Genomic DNA, 20,894 nt, shown 5'->3' with positions numbered 1-20,894 from the left:
CCATGGCGCCTGACCTGGTCATCTTCGACTGCGACGGCGTGCTGGTGGACAGCGAGGCGCTGTCGGTCTCGGCGCTGCTGGGCATGATCGCGCTTGCCGGCGGCAGCATCGGCGAGGACAAGGCCTACGAGCATTTCCTCGGCAAGAGCATGAAAAGCGTGCGCGAGATCCTCGACCGCGACTTTGGCCTTGATATCACCGATCAGCACCTGACCACGATGCGTGTCGAATTGATGCGCAAGTTTCGCGAAGAGCTGAAGCCGATCCCCGGCGTCAAGGACATGCTGCTGAAGCTCGGGCTGCCGTTCTGTGTCGCGTCCTCGGGCACGCTCGACCGTATCCGCTATGCGCTCGACGTCACGGGATTGCTTGGGCTGATGGAGCCGCATCTGTTCAGCGCCGGCATGGTGGCAAGGGGAAAGCCGGCGCCGGACCTGTTCCTTCATGCCGCCGCCTCGATGCGGGCGCATCCGCGCAAATGCCTTGTGATCGAGGACAGCCCCGCCGGCGTCGCGGCGGCGCGCGCCGCGGGCATGCGCGTCTTTGCTTTCACCGGCGGCTCGCATGCCGGCAACCCGGCGCTGAAAGCGCGGCTTGCGTCGAGTGAGCCGGACTTTATATTCGCTGACATGCTGCAATTGCCCGATCTGATTGCAGGCCTGGGAGCGAGAGACAGAGCATCTTGACGAAACAGTTCGTTTGCGCGGTCGATGTCGGCACCGGGAGCGCCCGCGCGGGTATTCTCGACACCAGTGGCACCTTGCTCGGCCGCGCCGAGCACCCGATCGCCATGCACCAGCCGAAGGCCGATCACGCCGAGCATGATTCGCGTGATATCTGGTCAGCCGTGTGCGCCGCGGTGCGTGCGGCCCGCGAAAAATCCGGTGTTGCCGCCGAGGACATTGCCGGCATTTCCTTCGATGCCACCTGCTCGCTGGTCGTGCGCGACAGGCAAGGCGGCCAGCTCAGCGTTTCGGTGACCGGAGAGGAGCGCTGGGACACCATCGTCTGGCTCGATCACCGCGCCATCGCCGAGGCCGACGAATGCACGGCAAGCGGCCATGAGGTGCTCAACTATATCGGCGGCGTCATGTCGCCGGAAATGGCAACGCCGAAGCTGATGTGGCTGAAGCGAAACCTGCCGAAGACCTGGAATGAAGCCGGCTATCTATTCGACCTCACCGACTTCCTGACCTGGCAGGCGACGGGGTCGCTGGCCCGCTCGCAGTGCACGCTGACCGCCAAATGGACCTATCTGGCACACCGGGAACCCGCATGGCAGCGCGATTTCTTCGAACTCGTCGGCCTCGATGACCTCTTCGAGCACGGCAATCTGCCCGAAAGGGCAAGTCCGGTCGGCGCTTGCATCGGCTCTTTGAGCGCGCAAGCAGCGGCGGGCCTTGGCCTGACGGAGACATGCCGGGTCGGCGCCGGGGTGATCGACGCCTATGCCGGCGCGCTTGGCGTGCTCGGCGGCTTTGCCGGCGACGAGCGGAATATCGGCCGTCACCTGGCGCTGATCGCCGGCACGTCCTCCTGCGTCATGGCGATGTCGCCCGATCCGCAGCCTTTCGCCGGCGTCTGGGGCCCCTATTACGGCGCCGCACTTCCGAAGCTGTGGCTGTCGGAAGGCGGCCAGTCTGCCACCGGCGCCCTGCTCGACCACATTATCCGCTGGCACGGCGCCGGCGGCGAGCCGAACGCCGCCATGCATGCCAGGATTGCAAGCCGCGTTGCCGAGCTGCGCGCCGCGGAGGGCGATGCGCTTGCCGGCCGGCTGCACGTGCTGCCGGATTTCCACGGCAACCGCTCGCCGCTCGCCGACCCGCACGCGGTCGGCGTCATCAGCGGTCTGACGCTGGATTCCTCCTTCGACAGCCTGTGCCGACTTTACTGGCGCGCCGCCGTCGGCATCGCGCTCGGCGTGCGCCATGTGCTGGAAGCGCTGAACGAGAATGGCTATCTGATCGACACGCTGCATGTCACCGGCGGCCACACCAAAAACCCGCTCTTGATGGAACTCTATGCCGACGCCACCGGCTGCACGGTGGTCGAGCCGCTGGCGGACGAGGCGGTGCTGCTTGGCACCGGCATGGTGGCGGCGACCGCGGCCGGGCTTTTCCCCGACCTCAACGCAGCCTGTCTTGCCATGCAGCAGGGCGGCAGGACGCGCGCCGCCAACCCGGCCGCCGGCGCCCGCTTCGATCGCGACTACCGGATCTTCCTGGAGATGCACCGGCAGCGCCAAGCGCTCGACGCGATACGGTAGAACTGGGAATGCGCTTTACCGTGTCAACAAGGATAGGCCGGACTTGGCATCGAACAGGTGCATATCCGATTCGTCGAACGTATAGCGGACATCGCTGCGGATAGTAGGGCAGGCGCGGCTGGGAACGAGTGCGCTGATCTCCTTGCCGCCAAGAGCGAATGTCACCAGTGCATCGTTGCCATGAAACTCGATGAGATCGGCCGTTCCTGCCAGGAGGTTTCCGGCGCTGTCGGGGTTCGCGGGCTTGAGATCCGGAGGCCTGATCCCAAGCACCGCCTGCTCGCCATGTTGGAGCTTGAAGCGCGAGCCGTTGACGGTGAAGACAGTTCCGCCATTGGTCAGCGTCCAGCCATTTCCTTTCCGGGCCACCGTCACGTCGATGAAATTCATGTTCGGCGTGCCAATAAAACCGGCCACGAACATGTTGCCGGGCCGCCGGTAGATTTCCGCCGGCGAGCCGACCTGCTCGATGACGCCATCCTTGAGCAGCACGATGCGGTCGGCGAGCGTCATCGCTTCGAGCTGGTCATGGGTGACGTAGACGGTGGTGGTCTTCAGCGACTGGTGCAGCCGCGCGATCTCGACGCGCATGTGGTTGCGCAGCTTGGCGTCAAGATTGGACAGCGGCTCATCGAACAGGAACACTTTCGGCGTCTTGATCATGGCGCGCGCGATCGCCACGCGCTGCTGCTGGCCGCCGGAAAGCTCGGCTGGCTTGCGGCCGAGATAGGGTTCCAGCCCGAGCGTCCTTGACACCGCTTCGACCCGCTTCTGGATCTCGGCCGCAGGCACTTTCTGGCGCCGCAGCCCGAAGGCGATGTTGTCGAAGATCGTCATATGCGGGTAAAGGGCATAGTTCTGGAACACCATGGCGATGCCGCGATCGCCCGGATCGAGATCGTTGACCACCTTGCCGCCGATCGAGACCTCGCCGCCGCTGATTTCCTCCAGCCCCGCCAGCATGCGCAGCAAGGTCGACTTGCCACAGCCGGACGGGCCGAGGAACACGACGAACTCGTGCTCCTCGATCGAGAGGTTGAGGTCGCGGATGACCGTCGTGGCGCCATAGGCCTTGTCGACATGGAAACAGGTGATCGCGGACATGGTCAGCCCTTTTCGCCGCTGAGCAGGATCTGCAGCTTGACGTCCTGCGGGTGCGCTGCCGCCGCCCGCTCGAAAGCCTCGATGCTGTCGGAGAAATCATAGGTGCCAGTGATCAGCGGCTTGAGATCGACCTTGCCGGAGGCGATCAACTGCAGGGCGCGGTCGAAAATGTTGGCATAGCGGAACACGGTTTCGATGCGCACTTCCTTCGATATGGCCGCTGGCACGTTGAGCGCCACAGGCTCCACCGGCAGCCCGACGAGGACCACCGCGCCGCCGGGGCGCACGACGTCGAACAGATCAGCGAAGGCCTTGGGGCTGCCGCTGGCCTCGAAGACGATGTCCGCCCCCCAGCCGTCGGTGGCCGCGCGCACGGCATCGACCAGCGGCTGCTCGCCGATGTTGACCGGAACGACGCCGGGATAGCGCCCGGCAATTTCGAGCTTGGGCGCGGAGAAGTCGGAAATCAGCACTTTCGAGCAACCACCGGCCAGCGCGGCCAGCGCGATCATGATGCCGATCGGGCCACAGCCGACGACACCCGCCACGTCACCCGGAACGATTCGCGCGCGCGCCGCCGCCTGCATGCCGATGGCGAAAGGTTCGACCATCGCGCCTTCGGCGAAGGAGACATTGTCGGGCAGCCTGTAGGTGAACGCCGCCGGATGCACGGCTTGCGGCGCCAGAATGCCATGCACCGGCGGCGTCGCCCAGAAGGTGACGTCCGGGTCGACATTGTAGATGCCGAGCTTGGTCGCCCGCGACGACAGGTTCGGCACGCCCGGTTCCATGCAGACGCGATCGCCGACCTTCAGCGTCCGGACATTGGCGCCGATCTCGACGATCGTTCCGGACGCTTCGTGGCCGAGCACCATCGGCGCGCGCACGACATAGCTGCCGATGGCGCCATGGGTGTAATAATGCACGTCGCTGCCGCAGACGCCGACCGTATGGATGGCGATCCTGACGTCGTCCGGGCCGACGTCGAGCGGCAACGCGATCTCGCGCAGGGCCAGCTCGCCCTTTTTCTCAAGCACCAGTGCCCGCATCGTGTCGTCCTCGCTTCAAGTCTTTTTTTGCCGGAAAACGGAATTCAGGAAGCCGCTGAGCACGCCGAGAAACAACAGCGGCGGCAGCGACAGAAGCACGACCGAGGCGTTCAGGATTCCCCACGGCACGTTCATGCCTTGCTGGGAGAGTTCCGAGGCGACGATCGGCAAGGTCTTGGCGTTGGAGCTCGACAGCATCAGCGCTATCAGGAACTCGTTCCAGACCAGCACGAAACTGAAAGCCACCGCGCCGATCAGCGAGCGCGCCGCGACCGGCAGCGCGATCCGCCAGAACACCGAATAGGCGCCGTAGCCGTCGACGAAGGCGGCTTCCTCGACCTCCTTCGGCACGGCCTGGAAGGCCGGGATGGCGAGCCACATGATCACCGAGATGGTGAGCAGGCAATAGGTGACGATCAGCGCGGCAAGCGTGTCGTAAAGCCCGAGCTGCAGCCAGATCACCATCAGCGGAATGGCGACCGCCACCGGCGGCAGGAAGCGCAGCGACAAAACGAAGAACTGGATGTCGCCCGCCCAGCGGTTCGGGTAACGCGCCACGGCGTAAGCCGCCGGCAGGCCGAGCACCACGCCGATCAGCACCGCGCAGCCGCAGGCGACGACCGAATTGTAGAGGCCGGTCATGACGCTGTCGCGGCCGACGATATAGCTGATGTTGGCCAGCGTCGGCGTGAACACCAGGCGCGGGACGCAGGTGATGATGTCGACATTGTTCTTCAGCGAGTTGAGCGCCGTCCACAGCAACGGAAACACGGCCATGAAGCCTGCAAACGCCAGCACGGTCTTGCCGATCAGGCGGCCGGGTCTCATGCGATATGGCCTCATGCCTGCACCCGCTTCCACAGCATGGTGAAGGTGATGACCGTGGCGATCATCATCAGCACAGCCATCGCCGAGGCGTAGGAGACCTTGCCGGACTCGATGAAGCCTTGCGAGAAGGCGTACATGTCGAGCGTCTCGGTCGCCACGCCCGGCCCGCCGCGGGTCATCACATAGATCAGGTCGAAGGAGCGCAGCGATTCGATCATCTTGACGAACATCAGGCTGACCAGCGGCGCCTTCAGCATCGGCAAGGTCACATAGGCGTGGATCTGCCAGCGTTTGGCATGGTCGAGCCGTGCGGCCTCGATCGGCTGCGGCGGCAGCGTTTCCAGGAGCTTCAACACGATGACGGCGAAGAACAGGCCCCACTGCCAGACATCGACCGATGCGACGGCGAACAACGCCGTCGCCGGCTTCGACAGCGGATCGAAGATCAGCCCGCCGGTGAGCAGCCGGTAAGGATAGGTGGCGATGCCGTAGAGCGGATGATAGGCGAACTTCCAGACGAAGGCCGCCGACACGCGTGGCAGCAGGACCGGGATGATGAACAGCAGGCAGTAGATGTTGCGCAGGCGCGGCGACGCGACCTCGAACATCAGGACGCCCAGTCCGATGGCGACCGCCATTGTCGCGATGACCGTGACGAATTCCCATTTCACCGACACCCAGACGGCGTTGAGAAAGCGGCGGTCGACGAACAGGTCGGCGAAATTCGAGAACCAGACATAGGAATAGGCTGTCGAGCTGAGTTCACGGTTCTGCAGGGCGATGACGACCGCGTAGAGCGTCGGCACCATCGACAGCACCAGAAGGATGGCGAGTGTCGGCACGACGAAGGTGACCGGCAGGGATGAGCGTCGCGGCATCTGTCTAACCTCTGCTGCGTCTCGGACGATTGGGCATGACTGGCCTTTCGGGCGAAGACTGGCTCAAACCGAAATGATGAACCAAGACCTGCGGCGCACAGGTTCCGGCGCTCCACCGAATGCCGTGGACCGCGCGCCGCAGGGGGAGGATGGCTTATTTCTTCACCAGCTCGTTGGCATAGGCCTCGAGTTCGTTGAGGCCGCCCTTGATGTCGGTGCGGGTGCCGGTGACCAGTTCCTCGAGGATGATGCCCCAGCGGTCGCCGAGATCGGGCCAGCGCGGGTCCTGCCAGAAATTGACCGCCGTGACCTTGCCGGTTTCGGCCAGTGCCTGGCCGAGATCGGCGCCGTAAATATCGGCGAATTCCTTGCTGGCCAGGATGCTGGTGCGGTTCAGCTCGCCGAACTGGTGGGCGTCGAGCCGGCGCTTCTCGTTTTCCTTCGATGTTGCCCAGGCGATGAACAGGCCGGCGCATTTCTTCGACGCGTCGTCGGCATTGGCCTTCGCCGCGATGGCGAGGCCATGGCCGTAACCGCCGCCGGGCAGTGGCGACGGCGGCGGCAGGAAGCCGATGTTGCCGACGACCTGCGAGGTCTTCGGGTCGACCGCCATGCCCGACAGCGGCGTGGATTCAACCAGGATCGCGACCTGGCCCGACAGGAAGGCGCCGGTCGATTCATCCCAGCTGCCGGTCTGCGTGCCGGGCGCCGAATCCTTGAACAGTTTCAGGTAGGTCTCGGTCGCCTTGACCGCGGCATCCGAATTGAAGACCGGCTTGTCGCCGTCGAACCACTGGCCGCCATAGGCCTTGAAGAACGGCATCCAGCGCCAGACATTGGCGCCCGAACCGCGCGCGCCACGCAGCGCGATGCCATACATGCCCTTGTCCGGGTTGGTCAGCTTCGGCACGTCGGCGATCAGCTCGTCGAGCGTCTTCGGCGGCTGGATGCCGGCGGCCTCCAGCACGTCCTTGCGATAGACCATCAGGTCGCCGCCGCCGGTCAGCGGCGCGAACCAGACCTTGCCGTCATAGGTGGCGACCTTCTGGCGGCCGGGGTCGAAGTCGGCATAGTCGTAGTCGGCCGGATAATAGTCGGCCAGCGGCACGATCCATTTCGAGGAAGCGAACAGCGCGACATTGGCTTCGTCGACATAGTAGACGTTGTAGTTGCCGACCGTGGACGCGTCGGCGCGCGATTTTGCCCGGCGGTCGTTCTCGTTGAGGTAATCGATCTGGAAGCCGGCGCCGGCAAGCTTCTCGAACTCGGCCTTGGAGTCCTCCAGAAGCGTCAGGCCGTCACGTGGCTGCGCCAGCACCTTGACCGGCGCCGAGCAGACCGGCGCCTGCGCCAAAGCGGTGGTGGAAACGGTAGCGGAAAGCATGAAAGCTGCACCAAGGCTGGCAGCGAGCCGAATTGGTTTCATTATTTTCTCCTCCAGGAACACGTCGCAGGAAGCGGACGTCCTCGGGTTGCGCGATCCTCACCATCGCCCGAGCGACTTGCCACCCATCGCCAAAATGCGGAGTTGCGGCGGCTCGCGCTAGAAGCCCCGTTGCAGAAGACCTGTACTTTTATGCATTGTGCGGCGCAAAAACCGGCATCCGGTTGCGGCCAATCTCACATGAGTATCGATCGGACTCGGGGACGGTGGTTTTTAGGGCGTGCTTACGCGCGCATCGCCAGCCGCTGCCGCGACAGCTTGCGATAGGATGACGGCGTCATCTTGTGCTTGCGCATGAAGGCGCGGTTGAAATTGGAGATGTTCATGTAGCCGACCTGGAAACAGATGTCGGTGATCGGAATATCGGTATCGGCCAGCAGCTTGCAGGCCTGCCACAGCCTCAGCTTGGCAAGGTGGTCACTGAAGGAATTGCCGGTGTTCTTCTGGAAGAAGCGCGAGAATGTGCTCTCGGTCATTCCCGCGAGCGCCGCCACATCAGGCAGCTTCAGATCTTCGGCGAAATGCTGAAACAGATAGGTCAGCGTACGCTGGATGATGTCGAGCGAGGCGGCATCCAGAACAGGAGAGAAATCCGGCGAAGACAACAGCTCGTATTCGTCGGTCCTGGCGAGGAGATCGACGAGGTTCAGGAACAGGCAGAACCTGGTTAGCCCGCTGACCTCCCCCATCCGTTCCATCAGCTCGGCGCCTTCCAATGCCGTGCGGCCATGAAAAACCATGCCGCGCAGCGACCGCTCCAGGAACGGTTCCAATTCGCGCAGTTCGGGCAACAGGCCAGCCGACCCGCGCAGCCTCTCGGCATCGAACTGGAGGACGATGTCGCGGCCTTCGATCAGCTCGCCCGGCTGCACCGCCGTCACCCAATCATGCGGCAGCCCGCCGCCGACGATGGTGAGATAACCCGGTCCGAATTCGCCGATGTGGTCGCCGACCAGCACGACGCCGGAGGATTTTCGCAAGAGGTGGATTTCGTACTCCGGATGGAAATTCCAGACATTGCGCTCCCAGGGATAGTCGTCCAGCCGCCACAGGAAACTGTCGCTCGCCTCGGTGACGATATGTTCGAAGGCCGGCGCTGTGCGCGGGATAGCGGCCGTGTTCTTCCTGCGCCTGAACGGCATCCGATCCTCCCGGCAATGCGCCGGCATTCCAATCTCACCGCATTCCTAGCAGCAGCCGATAGCCAAGTGAACGCGAGCCGGCGATTGCGGTTTGCCTCTGGCTCAATCGCTCGCCATCCCTCCTCCCTTGCCATCATGTCGCATTTCGTTCAAAAGGCGACGCAAACGACGCCATTTTGCGCCGTTTGCCGTGCGGCTTCCGGGCCTGGTCCCGACGCGCCGTGTTCTGAAAGAGCGGAAACAATGTCTGCGATCGAAGCCGGCGCTCGCGCGCCGGAAAATCTTTGGCGTCAGGAAATCAGGGCGACGCTGGCGCTCGCCTGGCCGATGGTGCTGACCAATCTCGGCCAGACCGCCATGACGGCCACCGACGTCATGATGATGGGCAGACTGGGGGCGGACACGCTGGCCAGCGGCGCGCTTGGCGCCAATCTCTATTTCATGCCGCTGATCTTCGGCCTCGGCCTGATGCTGGCGACCTCGCCGATGATGGCGACCGAGCTCGGCCGCCGCCGTCATTCGGTGCGCGACCTGCGCCGCACCGTGCGCCAGGGCCTGTGGCTGGCGATCCTCATCTGCATCCCGATCTGGATCTTTCTCTGGCACGGCGAGAGCGTGCTGCTCGCCATGGGCCAGGAGCCCGCTCTGGCGCACAGCGCCGGCATCTACCTGCGCTGGCTGGAATGGGCGGTGCTGCCCTTCTACGGCTATATCGTGCTGCGTTCCTTCATATCGGCGCTGGAGCGGCCGGGCTGGGCATTGATAATCGTCTTTGTCGCCGTCGCCTGCAACGCGCTCTTCAACTGGGTGTTCATGTTCGGCAATCTCGGCGTCCCGGCCATGGGCATATCAGGCTCGGGCCTTGCCACCTCGCTGTCCTCAACGCTGATGTTCGTCGGCATGGCCGCCGTGGTGATGTGGGAGAAGAAATTCAGGCGCTATCATCTGTTCGGCCGCTTCTGGCGGTCCGACTGGCCGCGCTTCAAGGGCCTGCTACGGCTTGGCCTGCCGATCGCCGGCATCCTTGCTTTCGAGGTGACGATCTTCAATGCCGCGGCGCTGCTGATGGGGCTGATCGACGCGGATTCGCTTGCCGCGCACGCCATCGCCATCCAGATCGCCTCGATCTCCTTCATGGTGCCGCTCGGCCTCAACCAGGCGGTGACGGTGCGCGTCGGACTTGCGCATGGCGCCGGCAATCGCGAAGGCGTCTCGCGCGCCGGCTGGACCGCCTTCGTCATCGGCGTCTCGTTCATGGCCCTGATGGGCCTGGTAATGATCCTGTGGCCGCATCTCTTGATCAGCGCCTTCATCGATCTGACCAATCCGGCCAATGCCAGAGTGATCACGCTTGCCGTATCGTTCCTGGTCTTCGCGGCCCTGTTCCAGGTCTTCGACGGCGCGCAAGCGGTTGCCGCCGGCATGCTGCGCGGCCTGCACGACACCAAGGTGCCGATGATCTATGCCGCCATCGGCTATTGGGGCGTCGGCCTGCCGCTCGGCGTGCTGCTCGCCTTCCCGTTCGGCTTCCACGGCATCGGCATCTGGATCGGGCTGTCCAGCGGACTGGCGGTGGTGGCGGCACTGCTTCTGGCGCGCTGGCTGCGGCGCGACCGCCTGGCGCCGCCTTTGGTGTTCGGGCATTGATGAGAGGGCCGCCGGGGTGTCCGGCGGCCTTTCCGTCATTGTCGGCGTCAGCTGCTTTCGAGCGCCGGGCTGAACACCATCAGGCTCAGGATCTCGAACAGTACCTGCGCGCCGGCATGCGCGGTGTTGGTGGTGGCGTCATATTGCGGCGCCACCTCGACAACGTCGCCGCCGACGATATTGAGGCCTTTGAGGCCGCGCAGGAGTTCGAGAACTTCCCGCGTGGTCAGCCCGCCGACTTCGGGCGTGCCGGTGCCCGGCGCGAAGGCCGGATCGATGCTGTCGATGTCGAACGAGACATAGGTCGGCCCGTCGCCAACAATCTTGCGCGCCTTCTCGATGATCGCCGGGATACCGAGACCGGTGATCTCCTCTGCATGAACCACCGTCATGCCGGACTCGTAAGTGAACTCCCACAGATATTCGGCTGAGCCGCGTATGCCGATCTGGATGGTGCGCGTCGGATCGAGCACGCCGTCCAGCACCGCGTTGCGGAACGGGCCGCCGTGGTGGAACTTGGTCATGTCGAACAGGCCGCTGGTGTCGCAATGGGCGTCGATGTGAATAAGGCCGACCGGCGCCTTCTTGCCGACCGCCTTGAGAATCGGGTGCGTGATCGAATGGTCGCCGCCGACCGAGAGCGGCATGACGCCGGCGTCGACGATCTGGTTGATGCGCCGCTCGATATCCTCATGGCTGGTCTCCAGCCGGTAGCGGCTCCGGAACGGCACGTCGCCAATGTCGGCGACCCTCAGCTCATGCGTCGGGGCGCATTCCAGCACGTGATTGTAGGGGCCGATGCGCTCAATTGCCCGCAATGCTCGCGGCCCAAAGCGCGAGCCCGGCCGGTTGGTGACGCCGAGATCCATCGGCACGCCTGTCATCGCCACCTGCAAATCGCCGAAATCCGGGTTGTCGGCCGATATTTCACGATAGGGCGCGGCGAGGAAGGTGGGGATACCGGAATAGGGCGCAAGCCGCGTGCCCGACTTGGAGAAGATCTTGTCGGCGACCTTGCGGAACTTCGGGTCGAACATCTCGCCGCCATGGCTCTCGCCATATTTGCGGCGCAACGCGTCGAGCTTGCCGCTGTCATAACCCATGTCGGTTCCTCCTATCTGTCTCTCCGGAGTGTCCGGTAGCGCCTTGGAAAAATCAATTGCGTTCGGATGGGTTGGCTGCCGCAGGCCTTTCTTTTTGTCGGGCCAGCCTGAAAGCGGCAGCGCTTTTGCCAATTCGATGCTATGAGGCCTGTCGCGATCATGGGCGGCAGGCAGCGAAGGCGGTAACGAGACATGGCCAGGACCGATATTGCGCGGCGCGTCTACAACCATACCTGGAAGCTCGACCCGATCGTGCGCAGCCTGCTCGACACGGATTTCTACAAGCTTCTGATGCTGCAGATGATCTGGGGCATGTATCCCAAGGTCGACGCCACCTTTTCGCTGATCAACCGCACCACTTCGGTGCGGCTGGCCGAGGAGATCGACGAAGGCGAGTTGCGCGAACAGCTCGACCACGCCCGCACCTTGCGCTTCTCCAAGAAGGAGATGATCTGGCTGGGCGGCAACAATTTCTATGGCCGCAAGCAGATATTCGAGCCGGAATTCCTGGCCTGGCTGGAGAATTTCCGGCTGCCCGACTACGAGCTTTCCAGGCGCGGCGGGCAGTATGAACTCTCCTTCAGCGGCCCGTGGATGTACACCACGCTTTGGGAGATTCCCGCACTCGCCATCATCAACGAATTGCGCTCGCGCGCCGCCTTGCGGTCGTTCGGGCCTTTCACGCTCGACGTGCTCTACGCCCGCGCCAAAGCCAAGATGTGGGCCAAGACCGAACGGCTGAAGGCGCTGCCCGGCATCCGTATTTCCGACTTCGGCACGCGCCGGCGCCATTCCTTCCTGTGGCAGCGCTGGTGCGTGGAAGCGCTGAAGGAAGGCATCGGCGAGGCTTTCACCGGCACCTCCAACGTGCTGCTGGCCATGGACAACGACCTCGAGGCGCTGGGCACCAACGCGCATGAACTGCCGATGGTCTTCGGAGCGCTGGCCAATTCGGAAAAGGAATTGAAACAGGCGCCCTACAAGGTGCTGCAGGATTGGCAGCGCTACTATGGCGGCAATTTGCTGATCGTGCTGCCCGACGCCTTCGGCACGGCTTCCTTCCTGCGCGACGCGCCGGACTGGGTGGCCGACTGGACCGGCTTTCGCCCCGACAGCGCGCCACCGATCGAGGGCGGCGAGAAGATCCTGTCCTGGTGGCGCGAGAAGGGCAAGGACCCCAGGCAGAAGCTGCTGATCTTCTCCGACGGGCTCGAGGTCGAAACCATCGAGGAGACCTACCGCCACTTCAAGGGCAAGGTGCGCATGTCCTTCGGCTGGGGCACAAACCTCACCAATGATTTCGAAGGCTGCGCGCCGACGCAAACCGACAGCCTCGACGCCATATCGCTGGTCTGCAAGGTCACCGAGGCCAACGGAAAGCCGGCGGTCAAGCTGTCCGACAATCCGGCCAAGGCGACGGGCGACCCCAGAGAAATCGAGCGCTATTTGCGCATCTTCGGCGAAAAGGACCGGGTGGAGCAGTTGGTCAAGGTGTGAGGTTGAGGGCTCGCAGCGGAGTGGAAAACCTGGATAGGTTGAGTTCCGTCGCGCCCCCCTCTGTCCTGCCGGACATCTCCCCCACGAGGGGGGAGATTGGCTGTTATCCAAACCTTCGCCGATCTCAAACATCGAATGAAAAGCGCCGATCGAGCGAACTGCCGATCTCCCCCCAAGTGGGGGAGATGTCCGGCAGGACAGAGGAGGGCGCCGTAGAGTGCTTCCGTCTGTCGGTACTCATCCTGTTTGCCGCATTGTGGTTCCTCTCACCCAATCCCGCCTTCGCCCACGCCTCCGACCGCGGGCATGTCCTGCTTCTGCCCACCGGCTATTATTTCGTCGGCGGCGCCTTCGCCGTCGCCATCAGTTTCCTCATCCTTGCATTGCTGCCGCCCGAAGTGCCGGACCGCTTCTGGCGCCGCCGCCTGCCGTTTTTCAGCTTCACCGACAGCGCCCGCGTCGCCGTCAGCCTGATATCGTTTGCCGGCTTTGCAATCGTACTCACCGCCGGCTTTCTCGGCAGCCGCGATCCGCTCTCCAACCCGCTGCCTCTGGTGATCTGGACACTGCTGTGGGCCGGCGGCACGCTGCTGCAAGGCCTGTTTGGCGATCTCTGGTCGTGGCTCAATCCGTGGTATGGGCCATGGCGCCTCGTCTCGCGCCTAACCACTCGAGGCGACGAAGAGGTGCGCCTTCCCCGCTGGCTCGGCTGCTGGCCGGCAGTCATCCTGTTCCTGGCCTTTGCCTGGTTCGAACTCATCGATCCGGCGCCCGACGACCCCGCACGGCTTGCCTTCGCCGCCGGCCTTTATTGGCTATTCACCTTCATCGCGATGTTGCTGTTCGGCTACCGGAACTGGAGCCGGAGTGGCGAATTCTTGACTATCTTCTTCTCCATGGTGGCGCGCTTCGCGCCGGTCGAGCGTGATGAGAAAGGCAGGCTCGGCCTGTGCTGGCCGGGCGCCAAGCTGCTGAGCGCCGCGCCTTTGCCGGCAAGCGGCGTGGCCTTCCTGCTGCTCGCCCTGTCCTCCGTTTCCTATGACGGCCTGTCGAAGACCTTCTTCTGGCTGGGCCTGTTCGGTATCAATCCGCTGGAATTCCCCGGCCGCACGGCGGTGACCGGGAGCGGCAGTTTCGGCCTCGTCCTGACATTCGTGCTGCTTGCGACGGTCTTCCTGCTTGCCGTGGTCGTCGGCCAGAAGCTCGCCGGCGGCGGCCATAGGCTTGGCGAGACGGCGGGACTGTTGGTCTGGTCGATCGTGCCGATCGCGCTTGCCTACCATGTCGCGCATTACCTGACGGCGCTGCTGGTCGACGGCCAATATGCGCTTGCAGCGCTGTCCGATCCATTCGCGCTCGGCTGGAACCTTTTCGGCACCGCCGACATGCAGATCGAGGCCGGCATCGTCGCCGGCGCGGGCTCGGCATGGTGCCTGTGGAACGTCCAGGCCGGCGCCATCATAACAGGTCACCTGCTTGCCGTGCTCGTCGCCCACGGCTTCGCCGCGCGGCTGCACCCGGTTGCCTTCCGCGCCGCGCTCAGCCAGTTTCCGCTCACCTTGCTGATGATCGCCTACACCGTCTTCGGCCTCTGGCTGCTCGCCACACCGACCGTTGGCTAGTCGCGGCGGAAATAAACCGGGATCCGCCCGGGGAAACGGCATTGCCGTGTCCGGGCTTTGGTGATTTAGTTTGTACACATGCAATTTCGGCCATCCGCAGGGGGCGGCCTGCTACGTTCCAGCCATTGGTCAAAACTCAAAAACAGGGGAACTGCCGTGACTGACAAGAATGGGTTTTTCGATCTTTCCAAGGCCGGCCTCACCCGCCGCACCGCGCTGAAGGGTCTCGCCGCCGGCGCCGGCCTGGCGGTCGCGCCCGGTTTCGTCCGCTACTCCCAGGCGCAAAGCTCCGCCCCGGTCAAGATCGGCTTCCAGTCGCACCGAACCGGCATCGGCGCCGCCTATGGCCGCTGGTACGAGAAGACCACGGCCGCAGCGGTCAAGGCGATCAACGCGGCCGGCGGCATCAATGGCCGGCCGGTAGAGGTCATCATCGAGGATGACGGCACCGATCCCGGCCGCGGCGCCGAGGTGGTCGGCAAGTTCGCCACCCAGCACAAGACCGACATCGTCTTCGGCACCTTGTTCTCGCATGTCGTCATCGGCTCGGCACCCGCCGCCGGTGAAGCCAAGATGCCCTATTTCGTCGTCAGCGAAGGCCACCATGTCGCCTCGACCAAGCTCAACCGTTATGTCTTCCAGCCCGGCATCACCGACGTGAAGAGCCAGATCCAGTCGATGGCACCGTGGATCGCGGCCAATGCCGGCAAGAAGGTGACGCAGATCTTCCCCGATTTCGCTTTCGGCTACGACCACCGCGACTACCTCCCGCCGGCGCTGAAGGCGCAAGGCGCAGAGGTCATCGCGCAAATCGCCATTCCACCGACGGAGAGCTCCTTCACCAAATACTTCCCGCAGATTCCGGCCGAGACCGAGGTGATCTACCACGTCATGGTCGGCCCGGCGGTGCTTACCTTCGTCAAGGAGCTCGGCGAGTTCTACGGTTCCAACCGGCCGCAGCTGTTCGGCTTCATCGATTCACTGGAAGCGGTCGACATCAACAGCCCCGGGCTCGAATTCCTGGACGGCAGTCATTTCTGGGAAGGCTCGCCGCGTTATGCCCAGGCGGACGATTCCGAGGCGCAGAAGGCCTATCGCGCCGCCGTCGGCATCGACGACAATGGCGCGGCCGTCGGCGACCCCAAGGATGTCTCCACCGCCGCGCACATGTTCGGCTGCTGGGAGACGCTCTACGTCGTCAAGAAGGCGATGGAAGACGCCGGCTACAAGGGCCCGGAAGACCGCGCCAAGCTGGTCGAGGCGACCGAGGCGCTGACCGAATTCGCCGAAGGCCCGGAGCATCCGCAGGGGCCAAAAACCTTCAACGGCAAGATCCACCAGTGCTTCGGCATCCAGAACATCTCCAAGGTCGAAGGCGGCAAGCTCAAGGTGGTGCACAAGACCAAGATCGAGGACGGGCTTTACGAGGCCGAGGGGGATTATACGACGCAGGCGCTCTAGGTTGGCTTCTCCAGCGAGCGTGAGTGCGAGGCGTACCCTCCTCTGCCCGGTAGGGCAGAGGGGGGTACGCCTCGCGCCTACCTTGGGTATTTAGCCCATGCACTTCGGCCCCCACCTCCTGCTTGCCGCCCTAGAAGGCCTCGTTACATCAGCCGCGCTGGCGCTGACCGCGCTCGGCCTGTCGCTGGTGTTCGGCGTCATGCGCGTCGTCAATGTCGCGCATGGCGAATTCTTCATGCTGGGGGCGGTGCTGGCCTGGGCGATCACCACGGCGATATCGGGCCATCCGGCGCTCGGGTTCCTGGCGGCGCTGGTGATCGCGCCGCTGATCGTCGGCGCCATTGCGCTGGTGGCCGAGCGGCTGGTGCTGCGCCGGCTGAACTACAATCCGGAAGCCACCATCGTCGCCACCATCGGCATGCTCTACATCATCCAGCAGCTGGCGCTGACCTTCTATGGTCCGGAAGCGCGCCCGGTGGAGCCGCCCTTCAGCTACCGCATCCTTTTGCCGTGGTTCGGCTATTCAGGTTACAAGCTATCGATCATCGCGGCATCCGCCCTTCTGCTCGTCGTGACATGGCTGGTGCTGACGCGCACCAGGATCGGCCTCGTCATGCGTGCCACGCAGTATGACAGCGAGACGGCGCAGGCTTTCGGCATTCCGGTCGATCGCGTCTATGGCGGCGTCTTCGCGCTCGGCGCCGTGCTCGCGGCCATTGCGGCGGTGCTGATTGTGCCGATCAGCCAGGCGCATTACCTGATGGGGCAGGATCCGCTGCTGCTTTCCTTCATCGTCGTCATCATCGGCGGTCTCGGCTCGCTGCGCGGAACCGTCATCGCCGCCGTGCTGATCGGGCTGTCGGACGGCATCATCTCGGTGTTCTTCTCGCCGACGCTGGCCAAGATCATCGCCACGCTGCTGGTCGCCATGGTGCTGGTGTTCCGGCCGCAGGGCCTGTTCGGGACGGCGACGCGATGAGCGAGACCTCGCCGGCAAAAGCCTACGGCCTCCATTTCGGCGCCATCGCGCTGCTTTTTGTCCTGAGCTTCGTGCTGCCGGATTATCATCACGGCCTCGTCGCCCGCATCATGGTGCTGGCGGTTTTCGCCATGGGCTACAACTTGCTGTTCGGCTATGTCGGACTGCTCAGTCTCGGTCATGCCATGTTCTTTGCCGCCGGCCTCTACGGCGCCGGCCTTGCCGTCATCCAGCTCGGCTGGAGCGTACCGGCGGCTTTGTTGAGCGGCATCGCCTGCGGCGCGGTGCTGGCGCTGGTGATCGGGCTGCTGGCGCTGCGCACCACGGGTGTCGCCTTCATGATCGTCACCATGATGTTCGCGCAGGTCTTTTACCTCCTCATCCTCTATTTTGCCGCGTGGACCGGCGGCGACCAGGGCATGGTGGTGCCGCAGCCGGCACGCGTCCTGAATTTCGGCGCGATGTCGCTCGATCTCACCCATCCGACGGTGCGCTACATGAGCGCGCTGGCGCTGTTCTCGCTCGTGCTTCTGGTCACACTGGCCGTCGTCCGCTCCCGATACGGCCGCGTGCTGGTCGCCATCCGCGAAAACGAGGAACGGACCAAAATGCTGGGTTACGATACATTCTCCAACAAGCTCGCCGCCGTGGTCGTCTCAGGCACGATCTGCGCGGCGTCGGGCGCGGCCTATGCGCTGCTGTTCGGCTATGTCGGCTCGAGCTTCGCCTCGGTACAGTACTCGATCCTGCCGCTGCTTTGGGTGCTGCTCGGCGGCGCCGCCACCACGCTCGGACCGCTGATCGGCACGCTGTTCATGTACTATGTCATCGACATCACCAGCGGCTTCACCTCCGCCTACCTGTTGATCGTCGGGGTCGCGTTGATCCTGCTGGTGCTGTTCTTCCCGAAAGGCATTCTGGGCAGCATCCGGCAGCGCTGGCTTGGATGGCTGCCATGACGCCGCTTCTGACCACCAAAGGCCTGTCGCGCAATTTCGGCGGCCTGCGCGCCGTCGACAGCGTCGATTTCACCTTGGTGCCGGGCGAAATCCGCGCTGTCATCGGCCCCAACGGTGCCGGAAAGACCACTTTCGTCAGCCTGATCAGCGGCCGTATCCCGCCCTCGTCCGGATCGATCGTTTTCGACGGCTCCGACATCACCGGCCTGCCGGCCTATGTCAGGGTCCGCCAGGGCATTGCCTACACGTTCCAGATCACCAGCATCTATGCCAACCTGTCCGTTTACGCCAACATCGCGCTGCCCGTGCAACTGACGCTGCGGCATGGCCATTCCAAGAGCGCGATACGGGCCGCTGTCATGTCGGCGCTCGCACGCACCGGGCTGGCCGACCGTGCCCATATGCCGGCCGGTCAATTGTCCTATGGCCACCAGCGCCTGCTGGAGGTGGCGATGGGCCTGGCGCTGAAGCCGCGCCTGCTGATCCTCGACGAGCCGACGCAGGGGCTCGCCGACAGCGAGATCGACAATTTTATCGCCCTGGTGCGCGAGATCGCCAGGGACGCCACCGTGCTCCTGATCGAGCACAACATGCCTGTCGTCATGCAGCTTGCCGACCGCATCACCGTTTTCAACGCCGGCAAGATCCTGGCAGAGGGCACGCCGGAGGCGATCCGCGAAAATGCGGCGGTGCAGGAAGCCTATCTGGGGACCGCCCCATGACCGAGACGAGCAAGACGCAAGCGTTGCGGATCGCGGGACTGGACTGCTTCTATGGCGAGGTCCAGGTGCTCTATGGCCTCGACCTGGTGCTGAACACGGGCGAGGTGTTGTGCTTGTTCGGCCGCAACGGCGCCGGCAAGACGACGACGCTGAAAGCCATCATGGGACTGGTCCGGGCCAATGCCGGTTCGATCAGCCTCGCTGGCCACGAATTGACCGGCCTGGCTGCCCACGAGGTGCCGAAAGCCGGCATCGCCTATGTGCCGCAAGGCAGGCGGCTGTTCGCCGAAATGACGGTGGCGGAGAACATCGAGATCGGGCTGATGGCGCGCGGCAAGGCGAAGGCCGTTCGCGAAAACGTGCTCGACCTGTTCCCGCTGCTGCGCCAGCGGCTCAGGCAGCGCTCGGGCACCTTGTCGGGCGGCGAGCAGCAGATGCTGGCCATGGCACGCGCGCTCTGCCTGGAACCACAGGTGCTGCTGCTCGACGAGCCGACCGAAGGGCTGATGCCGTCGATGATCGCAAAAATCCGCGAGACGGTGGCCAAGCTGCGCGAACGGGGCGTTTCCACCATCCTGGTGGAGCAGCGGGTCGACGCCGTGCTGTCGGTCGCCGACCGCGTCGCCTTCATCGAGAACGGCCGCAACCGCGAGACGGTCGACGTCGAGGCGTTGCGCGCCGACCCGTCGGCGGTCAGGCGCTATGTCGGCGTAGGCTGAGCATTATTCTCTCCTTCTGGAAGGCAAGGGCCTGGCGTCCTCGCCGGCTCACCCGAAGAACAGAAACCCTGCGACCAAAAAAGTCGGGATCAGCACCGCGCCCGACCATGCCATGTAGCCGAAAAAACCCGGCATGTTCACGCCGCGGTGCCGGGCAATGGCGTAGACCATGAAGTTCGGCGCATTGCCGATATAGGTGTTGGCGCCCATGAACACCGCGCCCGCCGAGATCGCCGCCAAGGTCGAAGCGAGCTCGGTCATCAGATGCCGAGGGGCGCCGCCGGCAAGCTCGAAAAACACCAGATAGGTCGGCGCATTGTCGAGGAAGGACGACAGCGCCCCGGTCAGCCAGAAATAGGCGAGATCGTTGGGCATGCCCTGCCCGGAGGTGACGAGCGCGACCAGAGGCGCCAGCGCGCCTTCATGGCCGGCCCTCAGGATGGCGACCACGGGCACGATGCAGATGAAGATGCCGGCGAACAGTTTCGCCACTTCCGCGATCGGCCCCCAGTTGAAGCCGTTCGCCTCGCGATACTCCTTGCGCGAGACGGCGAGCGAAACGAAGGCAAGCGCCAGGATGACGGCGTCGCGCACGAGGTTCTGCAGCTCGAGGTCCACCCCCTGGATGGAAAGACCGATGCCGGGCTTCCATGTGGCCGAAAGCAGGATCGCGCCGATCACGCCGGCCAGCAGCGGCAGGTTGGGCAGGCCGCGGATGCGCACCTTCGTGTCCGGCGTTGGGTCCTTGATCTTTGGCGCGCCCATTTCGCGGCGATGCAGCGTGATGTCGATCGCCAGGAAGACTGCGAGCACGACGACGCCGACGAACAGGGTCTCGCGCCAGAGGTTGGCGGTGGTCCAGAAGAAATCGACGCCGCGCAGGAAGCCGACGAATAGCGGCGGGTCGCCGAGCGGCGTCAGCGAACCGCCGATGTTGGACACCAGGAAGATGAAGAAGATGATGACATGGGCGTTGAACGCCCGGTTGTCATTGGCGCGGATGAGCGGCCGGATCAGGATCATCGAGGCGCCGGTAGTGCCGATGACGGAAGCGAGCAGGGCGCCGATGAGCAACAGCCCGGCATTGACCAATGGCGTGCCGTGGATGTTGCCGGCCACGAGAATGCCGCCCGAAATGGTGAACAGCGCGAACAGGAGAATGATGAACGACATGTATTCGGTGAGCAGCGCATGCAGCACCGCTTCCGTTGCCAGCGTCGTGCCGAAGGCCGATGCGAGCGGCACCACCACCAGAGCCGCCCAGAGCGCTGCGATCTTGCCGTAGTGATGCTCCCATAGATGGTTGAAAAGCAGCGGTCCCGTGGCGATCGACAGCAACAGCCCGGCAAAGGGCAGTGCCCACCACAGCGACATCGTCCGGCCTGGCAGGCCGTGTTCCTCCGCGGCGAAGACCGTTCCCGGAAACAGCATCGCGACAGCGACCACGGCGGCGCCTGCTGTCAAAGCTGTC

18 protein-coding genes are annotated in these 20,894 nt (G+C 64.2%); 10 read left to right on the top strand and 8 right to left on the bottom strand.

Annotated elements, in window-relative coordinates:
* Window positions 1-2: 2 nt before the first annotated feature.
* Together LB533_RS04315 and LB533_RS04310 are read left to right on the top strand one after the other, a co-directional pair.
* Window positions 3-686 (top strand): HAD-IA family hydrolase, encoded by a 684-nt coding sequence (locus LB533_RS04315; protein ID WP_140639271.1) that lies wholly within the window; start codon window positions 3-5, stop codon window positions 684-686.
* Window positions 683-2,269 carry an FGGY-family carbohydrate kinase gene (locus tag LB533_RS04310; RefSeq protein ID WP_140639272.1) on the top strand — a complete coding sequence of 529 codons (1,587 nt, stop codon included), beginning with the start codon at window positions 683-685 and terminating at the stop codon, window positions 2,267-2,269. The genes LB533_RS04315 and LB533_RS04310 overlap by 4 nt, the downstream gene beginning before the upstream one ends.
* 15 nt (window positions 2,270-2,284) lie before the next feature.
* Here LB533_RS04310 and LB533_RS04305 read toward each other — a convergent pair whose 3' ends face one another.
* The 6 genes from LB533_RS04305 to LB533_RS04280 all read right to left on the bottom strand — a co-directional run bounded on the left by LB533_RS04305 (window position 2,285) and on the right by LB533_RS04280 (window position 8,714).
* Complete coding sequence (locus tag LB533_RS04305) at window positions 2,285-3,373, bottom strand: ABC transporter ATP-binding protein (protein ID WP_140639273.1); 1,089 nt, start codon at window positions 3,371-3,373, stop codon at window positions 2,285-2,287.
* Window positions 3,374-3,375: 2 nt separating this feature from the next.
* A complete protein-coding gene (locus tag LB533_RS04300) occupies window positions 3,376-4,422 on the bottom strand; it encodes an NAD(P)-dependent alcohol dehydrogenase (RefSeq protein ID WP_140639274.1) in 1,047 nt (348 codons plus the stop codon).
* Between the two features lie 15 nt (window positions 4,423-4,437).
* Window positions 4,438-5,250: a carbohydrate ABC transporter permease gene (locus tag LB533_RS04295; RefSeq protein WP_140639275.1), complete on the bottom strand. Its 813-nt coding sequence runs from the start codon at window positions 5,248-5,250 to the stop codon at window positions 4,438-4,440.
* Window positions 5,251-5,261: 11 nt separating this feature from the next.
* The gene (locus LB533_RS04290; protein ID WP_140639276.1) at window positions 5,262-6,128 is read right to left on the bottom strand and encodes a carbohydrate ABC transporter permease; all 867 of its coding nucleotides are present in this window, start codon (window positions 6,126-6,128) and stop codon (window positions 5,262-5,264) included.
* Window positions 6,129-6,282: 154 nt separating this feature from the next.
* Window positions 6,283-7,554, bottom strand: coding sequence for an ABC transporter substrate-binding protein (locus LB533_RS04285; protein ID WP_140639277.1), 1,272 nt, complete (start codon window positions 7,552-7,554; stop codon window positions 6,283-6,285).
* A gap of 242 nt (window positions 7,555-7,796) precedes the next feature.
* The gene (locus LB533_RS04280) at window positions 7,797-8,714 is read right to left on the bottom strand and encodes an AraC family transcriptional regulator (RefSeq protein WP_140639278.1); all 918 of its coding nucleotides are present in this window, start codon (window positions 8,712-8,714) and stop codon (window positions 7,797-7,799) included.
* 243 nt (window positions 8,715-8,957) lie between these two features.
* Between LB533_RS04280 and LB533_RS04275 the strand changes: the two genes are divergently transcribed.
* The gene (locus tag LB533_RS04275; RefSeq protein ID WP_140639279.1) at window positions 8,958-10,361 is read left to right on the top strand and encodes an MATE family efflux transporter; all 1,404 of its coding nucleotides are present in this window, start codon (window positions 8,958-8,960) and stop codon (window positions 10,359-10,361) included.
* A 47-nt stretch (window positions 10,362-10,408) separates the two neighbouring features.
* Here LB533_RS04275 and speB read toward each other — a convergent pair whose 3' ends face one another.
* Entirely contained in the window at window positions 10,409-11,464 is a 1,056-nt protein-coding gene (gene speB, locus LB533_RS04270; RefSeq protein WP_140639280.1) for an agmatinase, read from the bottom strand.
* A 192-nt stretch (window positions 11,465-11,656) separates the two neighbouring features.
* Between speB and pncB the strand changes: the two genes are divergently transcribed.
* From pncB to LB533_RS04235, 7 genes are all read left to right on the top strand, one after another.
* Window positions 11,657-12,961 carry a nicotinate phosphoribosyltransferase gene (gene pncB, locus LB533_RS04265; protein WP_140639281.1) on the top strand — a complete coding sequence of 435 codons (1,305 nt, stop codon included), beginning with the start codon at window positions 11,657-11,659 and terminating at the stop codon, window positions 12,959-12,961.
* Between the two features lie 185 nt (window positions 12,962-13,146).
* Window positions 13,147-14,583, top strand: a complete 1,437-nt coding sequence (locus tag LB533_RS04260; RefSeq protein WP_224676726.1) for a hypothetical protein — start codon at window positions 13,147-13,149, stop codon at window positions 14,581-14,583.
* A gap of 156 nt (window positions 14,584-14,739) precedes the next feature.
* Window positions 14,740-16,044: an ABC transporter substrate-binding protein gene (locus LB533_RS04255; protein ID WP_224676725.1), complete on the top strand. Its 1,305-nt coding sequence runs from the start codon at window positions 14,740-14,742 to the stop codon at window positions 16,042-16,044.
* A gap of 97 nt (window positions 16,045-16,141) precedes the next feature.
* Window positions 16,142-17,023 (top strand): branched-chain amino acid ABC transporter permease, encoded by an 882-nt coding sequence (locus tag LB533_RS04250; RefSeq protein WP_224676724.1) that lies wholly within the window; start codon window positions 16,142-16,144, stop codon window positions 17,021-17,023.
* Window positions 17,020-17,982, top strand: coding sequence for a branched-chain amino acid ABC transporter permease (locus LB533_RS04245; protein ID WP_140639285.1), 963 nt, complete (start codon window positions 17,020-17,022; stop codon window positions 17,980-17,982). Before LB533_RS04250 ends, LB533_RS04245 begins: the two co-directional genes overlap by 4 nt.
* Window positions 17,979-18,704, top strand: a complete 726-nt coding sequence (locus tag LB533_RS04240) for an ABC transporter ATP-binding protein (RefSeq protein WP_140639286.1) — start codon at window positions 17,979-17,981, stop codon at window positions 18,702-18,704. Before LB533_RS04245 ends, LB533_RS04240 begins: the two co-directional genes overlap by 4 nt.
* Complete coding sequence (locus LB533_RS04235; RefSeq protein WP_140639287.1) at window positions 18,701-19,423, top strand: ABC transporter ATP-binding protein; 723 nt, start codon at window positions 18,701-18,703, stop codon at window positions 19,421-19,423. The genes LB533_RS04240 and LB533_RS04235 overlap by 4 nt, the downstream gene beginning before the upstream one ends.
* A gap of 48 nt (window positions 19,424-19,471) precedes the next feature.
* Here the strand turns inward: LB533_RS04235 and LB533_RS04230 are convergent, their stop codons facing one another.
* Window positions 19,472-20,854, bottom strand: a complete 1,383-nt coding sequence (locus LB533_RS04230) for a sodium:proton antiporter (protein ID WP_140639568.1) — start codon at window positions 20,852-20,854, stop codon at window positions 19,472-19,474.
* Between the last annotated feature and the right edge of the window lie 40 nt (window positions 20,855-20,894).

This window comes from Mesorhizobium sp. BR1-1-13, assembly GCF_020165515.1.
Classification (GTDB): domain Bacteria; phylum Pseudomonadota; class Alphaproteobacteria; order Rhizobiales; family Rhizobiaceae; genus Mesorhizobium.
The sequence above is the reverse complement of the archived record's forward strand: the minus strand, read 5'-3'. Positions and strand labels throughout refer to the sequence as shown.

What these genes read in the sequence shown, in the direction of transcription:
- speB (WP_140639280.1), bottom strand. Translation starts at nt 11,464, where the DNA reads ATGGGTTATGACAGCGGCAAGCTCGACGCGTTGCGCCGCAAATATGGC.
- LB533_RS04290 (WP_140639276.1), bottom strand. Translation starts at nt 6,128, where the DNA reads ATGCCGCGACGCTCATCCCTGCCGGTCACCTTCGTCGTGCCGACACTC.
- LB533_RS04285 (WP_140639277.1), bottom strand. Translation starts at nt 7,554, where the DNA reads ATGAAACCAATTCGGCTCGCTGCCAGCCTTGGTGCAGCTTTCATGCTT.
- LB533_RS04275 (WP_140639279.1), top strand. Translation starts at nt 8,958, where the DNA reads ATGTCTGCGATCGAAGCCGGCGCTCGCGCGCCGGAAAATCTTTGGCGT.
- LB533_RS04315 (WP_140639271.1), top strand. Translation starts at nt 3, where the DNA reads ATGGCGCCTGACCTGGTCATCTTCGACTGCGACGGCGTGCTGGTGGAC.
- LB533_RS04300 (WP_140639274.1), bottom strand. Translation starts at nt 4,422, where the DNA reads ATGCGGGCACTGGTGCTTGAGAAAAAGGGCGAGCTGGCCCTGCGCGAG.
- pncB (WP_140639281.1), top strand. Translation starts at nt 11,657, where the DNA reads ATGGCCAGGACCGATATTGCGCGGCGCGTCTACAACCATACCTGGAAG.
- LB533_RS04240 (WP_140639286.1), top strand. Translation starts at nt 17,979, where the DNA reads ATGACGCCGCTTCTGACCACCAAAGGCCTGTCGCGCAATTTCGGCGGC.
- LB533_RS04230 (WP_140639568.1), bottom strand. Translation starts at nt 20,854, where the DNA reads ATGCTGTTTCCGGGAACGGTCTTCGCCGCGGAGGAACACGGCCTGCCA.
- LB533_RS04280 (WP_140639278.1), bottom strand. Translation starts at nt 8,714, where the DNA reads ATGCCGTTCAGGCGCAGGAAGAACACGGCCGCTATCCCGCGCACAGCG.
- LB533_RS04250 (WP_224676724.1), top strand. Translation starts at nt 16,142, where the DNA reads ATGCACTTCGGCCCCCACCTCCTGCTTGCCGCCCTAGAAGGCCTCGTT.
- LB533_RS04260 (WP_224676726.1), top strand. Translation starts at nt 13,147, where the DNA reads ATGTCCGGCAGGACAGAGGAGGGCGCCGTAGAGTGCTTCCGTCTGTCG.
- LB533_RS04305 (WP_140639273.1), bottom strand. Translation starts at nt 3,373, where the DNA reads ATGTCCGCGATCACCTGTTTCCATGTCGACAAGGCCTATGGCGCCACG.
- LB533_RS04235 (WP_140639287.1), top strand. Translation starts at nt 18,701, where the DNA reads ATGACCGAGACGAGCAAGACGCAAGCGTTGCGGATCGCGGGACTGGAC.
- LB533_RS04245 (WP_140639285.1), top strand. Translation starts at nt 17,020, where the DNA reads ATGAGCGAGACCTCGCCGGCAAAAGCCTACGGCCTCCATTTCGGCGCC.
- LB533_RS04295 (WP_140639275.1), bottom strand. Translation starts at nt 5,250, where the DNA reads ATGAGACCCGGCCGCCTGATCGGCAAGACCGTGCTGGCGTTTGCAGGC.